At 59.3% G+C, this 12,517-nt stretch carries 12 protein-coding genes and 4 tRNA genes; 10 read left to right on the top strand and 6 right to left on the bottom strand.

Translation table 11 applies throughout. The annotated features are described in order from the left end of the window. The first annotated feature begins 122 nt into the window (after positions 1-122). The 5 genes from clpB (at position 123) to AC1DVH_RS10215 (ending at position 3,402) form a co-directional block, all read left to right on the top strand. Positions 123-2,687 carry an ATP-dependent chaperone ClpB gene (gene clpB / locus AC1DVH_RS10235; protein ID WP_477753700.1) on the top strand — a complete coding sequence of 855 codons (2,565 nt, stop codon included), beginning with the start codon at positions 123-125 and terminating at the stop codon, positions 2,685-2,687. Between the two features lie 300 nt (positions 2,688-2,987). Beyond that, a tRNA-Asn gene (locus AC1DVH_RS10230) sits at positions 2,988-3,063 on the top strand. Between the two features lie 9 nt (positions 3,064-3,072). Next, positions 3,073-3,149, top strand: a tRNA-Pro gene (locus tag AC1DVH_RS10225). A 5-nt stretch (positions 3,150-3,154) separates the two neighbouring features. Further along, positions 3,155-3,230: transfer RNA gene (locus tag AC1DVH_RS10220), tRNA-Lys, on the top strand. Positions 3,231-3,325: 95 nt separating this feature from the next. Continuing rightward, positions 3,326-3,402, top strand: a tRNA-Pro gene (locus tag AC1DVH_RS10215). Between the two features lie 172 nt (positions 3,403-3,574). Here AC1DVH_RS10215 and AC1DVH_RS10210 read toward each other — a convergent pair. The 3 genes from AC1DVH_RS10210 to AC1DVH_RS10200 form a co-directional block, all read right to left on the bottom strand. Next, complete coding sequence (locus AC1DVH_RS10210) at positions 3,575-4,873, bottom strand: NAD(P)/FAD-dependent oxidoreductase (protein ID WP_223454827.1); 1,299 nt, start codon at positions 4,871-4,873, stop codon at positions 3,575-3,577. Between the two features lie 60 nt (positions 4,874-4,933). Continuing rightward, positions 4,934-5,107, bottom strand: coding sequence for a DUF3094 domain-containing protein (locus AC1DVH_RS10205; RefSeq protein WP_007970531.1), 174 nt, complete (start codon positions 5,105-5,107; stop codon positions 4,934-4,936). Between the two features lie 104 nt (positions 5,108-5,211). Beyond that, positions 5,212-5,838 (bottom strand): DUF1780 domain-containing protein, encoded by a 627-nt coding sequence (locus AC1DVH_RS10200; protein WP_007970534.1) that lies wholly within the window; start codon positions 5,836-5,838, stop codon positions 5,212-5,214. 219 nt (positions 5,839-6,057) lie between these two features. Here AC1DVH_RS10200 and AC1DVH_RS10195 point away from each other — a divergent pair, with 219 nt between their 5' ends. The 3 genes from AC1DVH_RS10195 to AC1DVH_RS10185 are packed head-to-tail and all read left to right on the top strand — an operon-like array spanning position 6,058 to position 9,910. Next, positions 6,058-7,401 (top strand): aromatic acid/H+ symport family MFS transporter, encoded by a 1,344-nt coding sequence (locus AC1DVH_RS10195; RefSeq protein WP_477753699.1) that lies wholly within the window; start codon positions 6,058-6,060, stop codon positions 7,399-7,401. A 3-nt stretch (positions 7,402-7,404) separates the two neighbouring features. Then, complete coding sequence (locus tag AC1DVH_RS10190; RefSeq protein WP_477753698.1) at positions 7,405-8,625, top strand: benzoate/H(+) symporter BenE family transporter; 1,221 nt, start codon at positions 7,405-7,407, stop codon at positions 8,623-8,625. Between the two features lie 16 nt (positions 8,626-8,641). After that, positions 8,642-9,910, top strand: coding sequence for an OprD family porin (locus tag AC1DVH_RS10185; protein ID WP_477753697.1), 1,269 nt, complete (start codon positions 8,642-8,644; stop codon positions 9,908-9,910). Between the two features lie 43 nt (positions 9,911-9,953). Here AC1DVH_RS10185 and AC1DVH_RS10180 read toward each other — a convergent pair whose 3' ends face one another. Then, positions 9,954-10,196, bottom strand: coding sequence for a DUF2790 domain-containing protein (locus AC1DVH_RS10180; RefSeq protein ID WP_477753696.1), 243 nt, complete (start codon positions 10,194-10,196; stop codon positions 9,954-9,956). Between the two features lie 121 nt (positions 10,197-10,317). Here AC1DVH_RS10180 and AC1DVH_RS10175 point away from each other — a divergent pair, with 121 nt between their 5' ends. After that, positions 10,318-11,250 carry a LysR family transcriptional regulator gene (locus tag AC1DVH_RS10175; protein WP_477753695.1) on the top strand — a complete coding sequence of 311 codons (933 nt, stop codon included), beginning with the start codon at positions 10,318-10,320 and terminating at the stop codon, positions 11,248-11,250. A gap of 71 nt (positions 11,251-11,321) precedes the next feature. After that, positions 11,322-12,011 (top strand): energy-coupling factor ABC transporter permease, encoded by a 690-nt coding sequence (locus AC1DVH_RS10170; RefSeq protein ID WP_477753717.1) that lies wholly within the window; start codon positions 11,322-11,324, stop codon positions 12,009-12,011. Positions 12,012-12,046: 35 nt separating this feature from the next. Here AC1DVH_RS10170 and yacG read toward each other — a convergent pair whose 3' ends face one another. Together yacG and AC1DVH_RS10160 are read right to left on the bottom strand one after the other, a co-directional pair. Then, a complete protein-coding gene (gene yacG, locus AC1DVH_RS10165) occupies positions 12,047-12,247 on the bottom strand; it encodes a DNA gyrase inhibitor YacG (protein WP_007970539.1) in 201 nt (66 codons plus the stop codon). Further along, on the bottom strand, positions 12,244-12,517 hold a 274-nt coding region (locus tag AC1DVH_RS10160; RefSeq protein ID WP_477753694.1), incomplete at its 5' end, for a dephospho-CoA kinase. The genes yacG and AC1DVH_RS10160, both read right to left, overlap by 4 nt.

The raw sequence follows: 12,517 nt of genomic DNA, 5'->3' as shown, positions 1-12,517 counted from the left end.
GACCYGCATCAACGTCACGACGCTTGAAACTCCCAGAATCGACCACATCTATTGTGCTATCTGGCAGGTTTCTTCATTCAGGATGTTTTATAGGTCCGGCCTGCTCAAAAGGAAGGTGACCCATGCGTATAGACCGTTTAACCAGCAAATTGCAGTTAGCGTTGTCCGATGCCCAATCCCTGGCTGTCGGCCACGATCATCCGGCCATTGAGCCGGCGCACTTGATGCAAGCCTTGCTCGAACAGCAGGGCGGCTCGATCAAACCCCTGCTGATGCAGGTGGGCTTCGACGTCAACAGCCTGCGTAAAGAGTTGACCAAAGAGCTCGACCAGCTACCGAAAATCCAGAACCCGACCGGCGACGTGAACATGTCGCAGGATCTGGCGCGCCTGCTCAATCAGGCCGATCGTCTGGCCCAGCAGAAGGGCGACCAGTTCATCTCCAGCGAACTGGTGCTGCTCGCCGCCATGGACGAGAACAGCAAGCTCGGAAAACTGTTGCTCGGTCAGGGTGTGAGCAAGAAAGCCCTGGAGAACGCAATCAACAACCTGCGTGGTGGCGAGGCGGTCAACGACCCGAACCACGAAGAGGCGCGCCAGGCCCTGGATAAATACACCGTCGACCTGACCAAGCGCGCCGAAGACGGCAAACTCGATCCGGTGATCGGCCGTGACGATGAAATTCGCCGGACCATCCAGGTGCTGCAACGTCGGACCAAGAACAACCCGGTGCTGATCGGTGAGCCTGGCGTGGGTAAGACCGCCATCGCCGAAGGCCTGGCCCAGCGCATCATCAACGGCGAAGTGCCGGACGGCCTCAAGGGTAAGCGCCTGCTGTCCCTGGACATGGGGGCGCTGATCGCTGGTGCCAAGTATCGCGGCGAGTTCGAAGAGCGCCTCAAAGCATTGCTCAATGAACTGTCGAAGCAGGAAGGGCAGATCATGCTGTTCATCGACGAGCTGCATACCATGGTCGGTGCCGGTAAAGGCGAAGGCTCGATGGATGCGGGCAACATGCTCAAGCCGGCCCTGGCCCGTGGTGAGCTGCACTGCGTGGGCGCCACCACGCTCAACGAGTACCGCCAATACATAGAGAAGGACGCCGCTCTCGAGCGACGTTTCCAGAAAGTGCTGGTGGACGAGCCGAGCGAAGAAGACACCATCGCCATCCTGCGTGGCCTCAAGGAGCGTTATGAGGTTCACCACAAGGTGGCGATTACCGACGGCGCGATCATTGCCGCGGCCAAGCTCAGCCATCGCTACATCACGGACCGGCAGTTGCCGGACAAGGCCATCGACCTGATCGATGAAGCCGCCAGCCGCATCCGCATGGAGATCGACTCCAAGCCGGAAGTGCTGGACCGTCTGGAGCGTCGCCTGATTCAGCTGAAGGTGGAATCCCAGGCGCTGAAGAAAGAAAGCGACGACGCGGCGAAGAAGCGTCTGGAAAAATTGCAGGAAGAAATCGCTCGGCATGAGCGTGAGTACTCGGATCTGGAAGAAATCTGGAATTCGGAGAAAGCCGAGGTTCAGGGGTCGGCGCAGATCCAGCAGAAAATCGAACAGTCCCGTCAGGAACTGGAAGCAGCCCGCCGTAAAGGCGACCTGAACCGCATGGCCGAGTTGCAGTACGGGGTGATCCCGGATCTGGAACGCAGCCTGCAAATGGTCGACCAGCATGGCAAAGCCGAAAACCAGTTGCTGCGCAGCAAGGTGACTGAAGAGGAGATCGCCGAAGTCGTTTCGAAGTGGACCGGTATTCCGGTGTCGAAGATGCTCGAAGGCGAGCGCGAAAAGCTGATGAAAATGGAAAGCCTGTTGCACCAGCGTGTGATCGGCCAGGACGAAGCGGTGGTGGCGGTTTCCAACGCTGTGCGGCGTTCGCGCGCCGGGTTGTCCGACCCGAATCGCCCGAGCGGCTCGTTCATGTTCCTCGGCCCGACCGGTGTCGGAAAAACCGAGCTGTGCAAGGCGCTGGCCGAATTCCTCTTCGATACCGAAGAGGCGATGGTGCGGATCGACATGTCCGAGTTCATGGAGAAACATTCCGTGGCTCGCTTGATCGGTGCGCCACCGGGCTATGTGGGGTATGAAGAGGGCGGTTACCTGACCGAGGCCGTACGTCGCAAGCCGTATTCGGTGATCCTCATGGACGAAGTCGAGAAGGCGCACCCGGATGTGTTCAACATCCTGCTGCAAGTGCTCGAAGACGGTCGTCTGACCGACAGCCATGGCCGCACGGTGGATTTCAAGAACACCGTGATTGTCATGACCTCCAACCTGGGGTCGGTACAGATCCAGGAACTGGTCGGTGACCGTGAGGCGCAGCGTGCAGCGGTGATGGACGCGATTTCCAGCCACTTCCGGCCGGAGTTCATCAACCGGGTCGACGAAGTGGTGATCTTCGAGCCATTGGCGCGGGATCAGATCGCCGGCATTACCGAGATCCAGTTGGGTCGTCTGCGCAGCCGTCTGACCGAGCGGGAGCTGAAGCTTGAGCTTAGCCCTGAGGCGATGGACAAGCTGATCGCGGTCGGTTACGACCCGGTGTATGGCGCACGGCCGCTCAAGCGCGCTATCCAGCGCTGGATCGAGAACCCGTTGGCGCAGCTGATCCTGTCCGGTCGATTCATGCCGGGCGATACCGCTCACGGTGTGTTGGAAAACGACGAAATCGTCTTCGTCTGATCCATAACCGCGGCAAAATCGAAAAGGCCTCGCATAACGAGGCCTTTTTTTCGTTAGGCTGTTGAACTCAAAGGAAAAGGCTTGTAAAGTGCGCCCCGCAGTAAGTCACCCGCCAGGGTTTCCGCTCCCCAAGCAGGAATCCAAAATAAGTTGCAAATCATTAACTTGAAAGCAATTTAGGGGGTTGACAGAGGTGCTGAAGATTGTAGAATAGCGCGCCTCAGACACACGAACGCAGCGATGCGGACGGGTCGAAGAGAACGCTGTAAAGCTTCAAAGTTGTAAATTGAAATGTGTAGTTCCGTGATAGCTCAGTCGGTAGAGCAAATGACTGTTAATCATTGGGTCCCAGGTTCGAGTCCTGGTCACGGAGCCAATTTCAAACCGGGGTATAGCGCAGTCCGGTAGCGCGCCTGCTTTGGGAGCAGGATGTCAGGAGTTCGAATCCCCTTACCCCGACCATTTTTGGGTCGTTAGCTCAGTTGGTAGAGCAGTTGGCTTTTAACCAATTGGTCGTAGGTTCGAATCCCACACGACCCACCATTTTTGAAACCAGTTAGCGCTGGAATCGAATCTTAAGATCAGAGGCCAAAAGCGCTGATCGAAGAAGGCGCCTTTCAAAGGTGCCTTTTTTTTACCGGGGTATAGCGCAGTCCGGTAGCGCGCCTGCTTTGGGAGCAGGATGTCAGGAGTTCGAATCCCCTTACCCCGACCATATTAAAAATCCTCGTATCGAAAGATACGGGGATTTTTTTTGCCCGCGAAAATCTTGGGCGTGCCGCAAAACCCTGTGGGAGCGAGCTTGCTCGCGATGACGGTGTATCAGGCGACATTGATATCGACAGAAAGGACGCCATCGCGAGCAAGCTCGCTCCCACAGGTTTACATCAGTGCAGCTTGAGCCGTGGCTCAGTCCCGCGCCCGATCTTGCTCCCCAGCATCAGCATTGCCGTGCGGAACGGCCCGTACAGCGCCATCTGGTGCATGCGGTACAGCGACACGTAGAACATCCGCGCCAGCCAGCCTTCGAGCATCACGCTGCCGGTGAGGTTGCCCATCAAGTTACCCACAGCCGAAAAACGCGACAGCGAGATCAGCGAGCCGTAGTCGGTGTACTTGTACTCCGGCAGCGCCTTGCCTTCGATGCGCAGTTTCAGCGATTTGGCCAGCAACGAAGCCTGTTGGTGCGCGGCCTGGGCACGTGGCGGAACATTGCGGTCGCTGCCTGGTTGCGGGCAGGCGGCGCAGTCACCGAAGGCGAAGATGTTCTCGTCACGGGTGGTCTGCAGGGTCGGCAGCACTTGCAGCTGATTGATGCGGTTGGTTTCCAGGCCATCGATGTCCTTGAGGAAACCCGGTGCGCGAATCCCCGCCGCCCAGACCTTCAGGCTAGCGTTGATCACTTTGCCGTCGGCGGTGATCAGGCTGTCGGCCGTCACTTCGCTGACCGCAGCATTGGTCATGACGTTGACCCCGAGTTTCTCCAGGGTTTTATGCACAGGTCCGCCAATCCGCTCCGGCAGCGCCGGCAGCACCCGTGGCCCGGCTTCGATCAGGGTGATGTGCATGTTTTCCGGTTTGATCCGGTCCAGGCCATAGGCTGCCAATTCATGGGCGGCGTTGTGCAGTTCGGCGGCCAGCTCGACTCCGGTGGCACCGGCGCCGACGATGGCCACGCTGATTTGCTCGATCGTGTCGGTCTGACCGGCGTGAGCGCGCAAATAGTGATTGAGCAATTGCTGGTGGAAGCGCTCGGCCTGTTTGCGGGTGTCGAGGAACAGGCAGTGTTGCGCCGCGCCCTGGGTGCCGAAATCGTTGGTGGTACTGCCGACTGAGATCACCAGCGAGTCGTAAGGCACTTCGCGGGCCGGCACCAGCTCCACACCAGCTTCGTCATAGGTGGCGGCCAGCTGGATTTTTTTCTTCGCGCGATCGAGCCCGCTCATGCGCCCCAGCTGGAACTCGAAGTGGTTCCATTTGGCCTGGGCGACATAGTTGAGTTCATCTTCGGAAGAGTTCAGGGAACCGGCCGCCACTTCGTGCAACAACGGTTTCCAGATGTGGGTCAGGTTCGCGTCGACCAGCATCACGCTGGCTGTGCCGCGCTTGCCCAGAGTCTTACCCAGACGGGTAGCCAACTCCAGACCGCCGGCGCCGCCGCCGACAATGACAATACGATGGGACATGGGGATAACTCGCAAGGCTAAAGGAAATCGGTGCAATTACCCGAGCGAGCGCGAGGCTGCTCATAGCGTCAGGTAACTGATAAGTCGGCTCAACAAGCCCAGACCAATGGTCACTGCCAAGACCAGTACAAGGAGCATCCACGGCCGGAAAGGCCGGCGCTCGACTTGGTGCTGGGACAACTGCAGGTACTCTTCGACATGCTTTTGGTCGTCGGGGTTCAGGCGGCTGGTCATATCGGGCCTCGTCAGGGGTAGACGTTGCTGAATGTGTAGAAGCTACAGGGAAAATATTCAGCTGTGAACGCAGCTTAGCTGCTGACCGGAGAAAGGCTCGAGGCTCACAGACTGATCCCGACATCAAAAACAATGCTGCGCCCCAGGTTGCTGCGCAAGAAGTCCGGCGCATCCGGGTGAGCGAACAGCACGCGGGCGAATGTCGGCCCAACCAATGACAGCGAACGCCAGCCCTGTCGCAGGTATTCGGTCGGCGGCGGAAAATGGCTGTTGAGGTCCAACACTTCGCGTTTGAGGCTGGCGAAGGCAATGATGTCCAGCTCACCCAGATCCATGCCGCGTTCTTTGTAGTTGTGCGCTTTTTTGCGCAAAGTCGGCGCCAATCGCAGCAAGAACTCGTTGGCGGGGATACGTCGTGGCTTGGCCTCGCGGCGCACCAGTTGACTCAGGGAAAACGCGCTACGTCGGCGTTGCAGTTCGTCGCGCCATTCATCGTTGAGGCGCCGGCCCTCGTCGAGCACGAAGAACACCTCGAAACTGGCATCGCGAAACAACACATCCGGCGGCTCCCCGGCGGGGGCGAATTCATCGGCACGATAGGGAATGTTCAAGCCTTGCAGCAGGCGCTGGCAGACCCAACGCTCACGCTCCCATTTGCGGGCATTGGACAGAAATGCGTTGGCTTGCTCGGCCGCGATGGTCAGCAGGCGTAAATAATCTGAGTCATCCATAGGCCCAAGCTTAGCGTTCAAATGTGATCGCAAAGAAGACAATTTGTCGGAGAGGCTCAATGCCTTCCGTTCCCATGCCCGTTCCAGGGCCCTGCACAAAACGGATAGTGATCTGCGCTCACTGGCTATTGCCACGTATCGGGCGGCTCTACCCTCGGCTGTACGGACGTAAGCCGTGTTACCGCCGCTCTAAAAAAACAACAACAAGAGATATATGCCATGCGCAAGATCGACGTACATGAGGTTATCGACAACGCTCGCTTCAACCGCTTTCACTGGATGGTGCTGTTCTGGTGTGCCCTGATCATCATCTTCGACGGTTACGATCTGGTGATCTACGGCGTGGTCTTGCCGATGCTGATGAAAGAGTGGGGGCTCAGTCCTCTGCAAGCGGGTGCACTGGGTAGCTATGCACTGTTCGGCATGATGTTCGGCGCGCTGTTCTTCGGACCGCTGTCGGACAGGATCGGCCGCAAGAAGGCCATCACGATCTGCGTGATGCTCTTCAGTGGTTTCACCGTGCTCAACGGATTCGCCCGCAACCCCACGGAGTTCGGACTGTGTCGCTTCATTGCCGGGCTCGGCATTGGCGGCGTGATGCCTAACGTCGTGGCACTGATGAACGAGTACGCGCCGAAAAAAATCCGCAGCACTCTGGTCGCGATCATGTTCAGCGGTTACTCGGTGGGCGGCATGCTGTCCGCTGGGCTGGGCATTGTGCTGATCCCGAGTTTCGGCTGGCAGTCGGTGTTTTACGTGGCGGTCCTGCCGTTGCTGTTGTTGCCACTGATCATGTATTTCCTGCCCGAATCGGTGGGCTACATGTTGCGTCAGGGGCGCAATGAAGAGGCGCGCATTATTCTCCAGCGGATTGATCCGGCCTACGTTGCACAAACGTCTGATCAATTGCACATGGCCGAAGTGAAAGGCACGGGCACACCGGTGTTGCAGTTGTTCCGTGAAGGTCGTGCGCTGCGCACGCTGATGCTCTGGCTGGCGTTTTTCTGCTGTCTGTTGATGGTGTACGCGCTGAGTTCCTGGCTGCCGAAACTGATGGCCAACGCCGGTTACAGCCTGGGTTCGAGCCTGTCGTTCCTGCTGGTGTTGAACTTCGGGGCGATTTTCGGCGCGGTCGGTGGCGGGGTGCTGGGCGACAAACTCAATCTGCCGCGGGTGCTGGCGGTGTTTTTCGCCATGGCGGCGGTGTCGATCACGCTGTTGGGCTTCAACAGCCCGATGCCGGTGTTGTACCTGCTGATCGCCATTGCGGGTGCCACCACCATTGGCTCGCAGATTCTTTTGTACGCCTGCGCCGCGCAGTTTTATTCCATGACGATTCGTTCAACCGGTCTGGGCTGGGCGTCGGGCATTGGGCGCAACGGGGCCATCGTCGGTCCGCTGCTGGGTGGTGCCTTGCTCGGGATCAGCTTGCCCTTGCAACTGAACTTCATGGCGTTTGCCTTGCCTGGTGCGGTGGCGGCCCTGGCCATGACCGTGTTCGCCATCAGCAGCCGACGTAGCGCTGCCGGCCTCAACCCAGCGTTGTCAGCGACCGGTGCCTGAATCATGAAAGCGTTTTTCCAGGACTTCTCGTTGTCAGCCGCCGTGGCTGGATTCATTGCCACGGTGATTTCCTATGCCGGCCCGTTGGTGATCATCTTTCAGGCGGCAGAAGCGGCTCATCTTTCGCGGGAAGTGTTGTCGTCCTGGATCTGGGCGATCTCCATTGGCAGCGCCGTGCTCGGTATCGGTTTGAGCCTGCGCTACCGCGTTCCGGTGATCATCGCCTGGTCGGCGCCGGGCTCGGCGTTGCTGGTGACGCTGTTGCCGGAAATTTCCATGGCAGAGGCGGTGGGGGCTTATCTGGTCAGCAGCCTGATCATTTTCGCGGTTGGCATCTCGGGCGCTTTCGACCGGATCATCAGCAAGCTGCCCGCAGCCATCGCGGCGGCGATGCTGGCGGGGATCCTGTTCAGTTTCGGCACCGGGTTGTTTGTGTCGATGCAGCACAAGCCCTTGCTGGTCCTGGCGATGTTTGCCTGCTACCTGATCTGCAAGCGGGTGATGCCGCGTTATGCGGTGATGATGGTGCTGCTGGTGGGGTGTTCGATCGCCGCGTTCAGCGGTGATTTGCATCGTGAAGCGCTGGTGATCGGCCTGGCTACGCCGGTGTGGATTACGCCCGAGTTCAGCCTGGGCGCGATCCTGAACATCGCCTTGCCGCTGGTGATGGTGGCGCTGACCGGTCAGTTCGTGCCCGGCATGGCGGTGCTGCGCGCCAGCGGTTATCCGACGCCGGCGAGCCCGATCATCGCCAGTAGCGCGCTGGGCACGGCATTGCTGGCGCCGTTTGGTTGCCATGGACTGAATCTGGCGGCGATCACCGCGGCGATCTGCACCGGTCGAGAATCCCACGAAGAACCTCGCAAACGCTACGTGGCCGGGGTGGTCGGCGGCCTGTGTTACCTGCTGTTGGGGATCTTCGGCGCCACGCTGGTCTCGCTGTTTTCCGCGTTCCCCAAAGAGCTGATCGCGGCGCTGGCCGGGCTGGCCTTGTTCGCCGCCATTGCCGGTGCGTTGACGGGCGCGATGGCGGTGCCGAGCGATCGTGAAGCCGCGCTGGTGACCTTTCTGGTCACGGCTTCGGGCATGTCGTTGTTCGGTTTGTCCGCGGCGTTCTGGGGGCTGATTTTCGGCATGGTCACCCATGTGCTGTTGAGCGCCCGTCGTTCCGTTCCCCATCGCAAATCCACTGCAACTGAAGTCCTTCAATCAGTCGATCAATAACAATAAGAGAAAAACGATGAAACAGATTCTCCCAACAACCGGTTCGGCGTTGTCCCTGGCTGTCGTCTCGAGTTTTTCCACAGGTGTGATGGCCGCTGAAAAAGGCTTTGTCGAAGACACCACCGCGACGTTGCAGGCGCGCAATTACTACTTCAGCCGCGACTATTCCGACATCGTTGGCGCCAACCAGCAATCGAAGGCTGAAGAGTGGGCCCAGGGTTTCATCCTCAACGTGAAGTCCGGATACACCCAGGGCACCGTCGGGTTTGGGATGGACGTCATCGGCTTGCTCGGCCTCAAGCTCGACAGCGCTCCGGACCGGACCAATACCGGTTTGCTGCCGGTGCAGGGCGACGGCCGCGCGGCGGATAACTACAGCCGCCTGGAAGGCGCGTTGAAGATGCGCTACTCCAAAACCGAGCTGAAAGTCGGTGAGTTGCAACCCAATCTGCCGGTGTTGGCATTCAGCGATATTCGCCTGTTGCCGCCGAGTTATCAGGGCGCAAGCATCACTTCCAACGAGATCAATGGCCTGACGCTACAGGGTGGCCACTTGAGTTCAACCAGCCTGCGCAACGAGGCTGGCGACGAAAAGATGCAAGCCATGCTCGGTCATGTGCCGCAGCGCCAGGTCAGCAGTGACGGTTTCAATTTTGCTGGCGCTGATTATGTCTTCAACGACAAGCGCAGCTCGGTCAGCGCCTGGTACGGGCAACTGGAAGACATCTATAACCAGCGCTTCCTGGGCCTCAAGCACAGCGAGCCGGTGGGCGACTGGATCCTCGGCGCCAACCTCGGTTACTACGATTCGCGCGAGGACGGCAAAAAACTGCTGGGCAACATCGACAACCAGGCGTTCTTCTCGTTGCTGTCGGCCAAGCGTGGCGGCCATACGTTTTACGTCGGCTATCAGGGCATGTTCGGTGACAGTGCGTTCCCACGGGTGTTTGCCAACATCTCACCACTGGGCAACGAAGTGCCGACCTACGAGTTCGCCTTCACCGATGAGCGTTCCTGGCAGGCGCGCTACGACTACGACTTCGCGGCGCTCGGCGTACCGGGGCTGACCAGCACCGTGCGCTACATCAGCGGCAACAATGTCGATACTGGCAAGAGCTTTGAAGGCAAGGATCGCGAGCGTGACCTGGACATTGGCTATGTGCTGCAGAGCGGCAGCCTCAAAGGTTTGGGCATTCGCGTGCGCAATGCCATGGCGCGTTCAAACTACCGCAGTGATATCGACGAGAACCGCTTGATCCTCAGCTACACGTGGACCTTGCTGTGAGTCACTGATCACTGATCACTGATCACTGATCACTGATCACTGATCACAGGTTGCTGGTGCAATCACCGATGACGTTGTAGGTCACGCGGTGGGTCTGGCCCTGATGATCGACATACACCATGGTTGCCGGTACGACTCCGCACGCGGTCGCGGTGTCCGACACAGAAACCACGCTGGCGACGTCCAGTGGCTGCGCCGGGTTGTACAGGACCGCGAGGGGCTCGTTGTCAGCGGCCATGGCCGAGGTGGCGATGACGGTCAGCAACAGGCTGATCAACGTTTTCATGTTGGCGTGCTCCGTGTCGGTTCTGATGTCTGAATTTTAGTCTTTGCCACCGACGGATAAAGGGGCGAACGGTGTATGCAGCCTTACATAAAACGTAACAGTCATTGCCTGAGGGGGGCTTATGGATGTGCTTAACAACTTGCGCGTGTTCATCCGGGTGGTGGACTGCGCCAGTTTCACCGGGGCTGCCGATGCGCTGGATCTGTCGACCGCGCAGGTATCCCGATTGGTGGCGGATCTGGAGGAACATGTACAGGCGCGTCTGCTGCAACGCACCACGCGACGCTTGAGCCTGACCGACGCCGGCGAGCGCTTCCTGCTGCGCAGCCGGCAAATCGTCGAAGCCATGGATGAGGCGACGGCCGAGGCCCGTGGCGCTCATATCAATCCGGCCGGACGCCTGCGGGTGCACAGCATGAACGGCCTGGGTGTGCTGCTCACGCCGTTGATCGCCCGCTACAGCGAGCTTTATCCCGATGTGGTGTTCGAGCTGACCTTGTCGCAGCGCAATCCCGATCCGCTGGAGGAGGGGCACGATGTGGTGATTTCGATAGCGCCCGAACTGGCCGACTCGCAAATGGTTGCGCAAGCCATCGGGCAGATCTACAGCGTGCCCTGTGCTTCCCCGGCTTACTTGCAACGCCAGGGCGTACCGCAGCAGCCGCTGGCGCTGAGCGATCATCAGTGCCTGCGCATGCTCGACCCGTTGTACAGCGATCAATGGCTTTTCCAGGATGAGCACGGCGAGCACGCCGTTAGCCCGGCCAAGACCTTTCAGTGCAATGTTGCCGAGTCGATGGTCAAGGCTTCGGAGGCGGGCATGGGCATCAGCCTGCTGCCGTTCTACACCGCGACGCGGCCCTTGAGCGATGGCACTTTGCTGCGTGTGTTACCTGCATGGCGCCTGCGCGAACGCAATGTGTATGCGCTGTATCCTTCGCGACACTTTCTCGATGCCAAGGTCCGCACCTGGGTGGATTTTCTCAAGTCAGAGCTACCGAAGCTGTTCGCCGAACATGACGCGGTGATGAACGATCCGCGGCATTGGGCTTGAAGTCGAGGGGCCGGCGAGCGGCGGTGTAGACTGAGTGTCTGTTGTTCTTCGCCTGGGAGACGCGCGTAGCCATGATCGGTGCAGAGTTGCTGTCATCGCAAACCCTGGCGGTCGGCTGGCTGATCTATGTGCCGGTGTTGATCTGGGCGATCTGTCGCGCGCCGTGGGTTGAACTGTTCACCGACAGCCGTCGTCAGCATCTGCTGTTTGGAACGGTGTTTGCGCTGTTTCTGTTGTGGCTGGTGCGGCGCGACTTTGATACCGGTGTGTCTTACCACTTCATCGGCATGACAGCGGTGACCCTGCTGCTGGACTGGCCGCTGGCGCTGGTCGGCGGGTTGGTTGCGCAAACGGGGCTGGTGTTGCTCGGGCGACAGGACCTGGCGGCGGTCGGGGTCAATGGCGCGCTGTTGATTGCGCTGCCGGTGCTGGTCACCGAGTGTTGCGCGATTCTGGTGGAGCGGGCGCAGCCACGAAATCCCTTCGTGTATATCTTCGTATCCGGATTCTTTGCCGCCGCGCTGTCGGCGTTGCTATGCCTGCTGCTGGCGCTTTGGTTGTTATGGTTCAACGAGCGCTTTGCCATGCCGTACTGGCTGGAAGATTTTGTCGGATATCTGTGGCTGATCATTTTTCCCGAAGCGTTTATCAACGGCATGATCGTCAGTGCGCTGGTGGTGTTCTGCCCGGAATGGCTGGAGACGTTCAACCGCACACGCTACCTCTCGGCTCCCTGGAAGGACGACGATCCCAAGTCCTGATCCGCATCAAGACCTGGAATCGCCCAGTCGATGGATCAGTGGCGCGGGTCGAAGTCGCCGCTGAACATCTCGTCCTCGGCATCGGGAGCCACTGGAATCTTGTGTTCTTCGGACGCCCAGGCGCCCAGGTCGATCAGTTTGCAGCGGTCGGAGCAGAATGGCCGGAATTTGCTCTCGGCGGTCCATTCCACGGGGGCGCCACAGGTTGGGCATTCGACGGTCGTTGGTTGGCTCATGACTGGCCTCCACGCAAAGAAAGATAAAAGTGATGCAGGCGTTCGACCTCGCTGTGCAGCCAGGCAAGGTCGCGGTCATTGACCACGACGTCGTCGGCATGGCTCACGCGATCCTGGCGGCTGGACTGGGCCTTGAGGATCGCCTGGACTTGCTGCTCGCTGGTCTGGTCACGTTGCAGGGTACGTTCGATCTGCAATTGTTCGGGGGCATCGATCACCAGCACCCGTTGGGTCATGGCGTATTGCCCGGACTCGATCAGCAGCAGCAGC

The sequence above is a fragment of the Pseudomonas sp. P4_C3 genome, assembly GCF_056402075.1.
Note: the sequence above shows the minus strand (reverse complement) of the source record. Positions and strands in the feature narration are given on the sequence as shown.

What these genes read in the sequence shown, in the direction of transcription:
- AC1DVH_RS10195 (WP_477753699.1), top strand. Translation starts at nt 6,058, where the DNA reads ATGCGCAAGATCGACGTACATGAGGTTATCGACAACGCTCGCTTCAAC.
- AC1DVH_RS10200 (WP_007970534.1), bottom strand. Translation starts at nt 5,838, where the DNA reads ATGGATGACTCAGATTATTTACGCCTGCTGACCATCGCGGCCGAGCAA.
- AC1DVH_RS10210 (WP_223454827.1), bottom strand. Translation starts at nt 4,873, where the DNA reads ATGTCCCATCGTATTGTCATTGTCGGCGGCGGCGCCGGCGGTCTGGAG.
- AC1DVH_RS10185 (WP_477753697.1), top strand. Translation starts at nt 8,642, where the DNA reads ATGAAACAGATTCTCCCAACAACCGGTTCGGCGTTGTCCCTGGCTGTC.
- AC1DVH_RS10190 (WP_477753698.1), top strand. Translation starts at nt 7,405, where the DNA reads ATGAAAGCGTTTTTCCAGGACTTCTCGTTGTCAGCCGCCGTGGCTGGA.
- AC1DVH_RS10170 (WP_477753717.1), top strand. Translation starts at nt 11,322, where the DNA reads ATGATCGGTGCAGAGTTGCTGTCATCGCAAACCCTGGCGGTCGGCTGG.
- clpB (WP_477753700.1), top strand. Translation starts at nt 123, where the DNA reads ATGCGTATAGACCGTTTAACCAGCAAATTGCAGTTAGCGTTGTCCGAT.
- AC1DVH_RS10205 (WP_007970531.1), bottom strand. Translation starts at nt 5,107, where the DNA reads ATGACCAGCCGCCTGAACCCCGACGACCAAAAGCATGTCGAAGAGTAC.
- AC1DVH_RS10175 (WP_477753695.1), top strand. Translation starts at nt 10,318, where the DNA reads ATGGATGTGCTTAACAACTTGCGCGTGTTCATCCGGGTGGTGGACTGC.
- AC1DVH_RS10180 (WP_477753696.1), bottom strand. Translation starts at nt 10,196, where the DNA reads ATGAAAACGTTGATCAGCCTGTTGCTGACCGTCATCGCCACCTCGGCC.
- yacG (WP_007970539.1), bottom strand. Translation starts at nt 12,247, where the DNA reads ATGAGCCAACCAACGACCGTCGAATGCCCAACCTGTGGCGCCCCCGTG.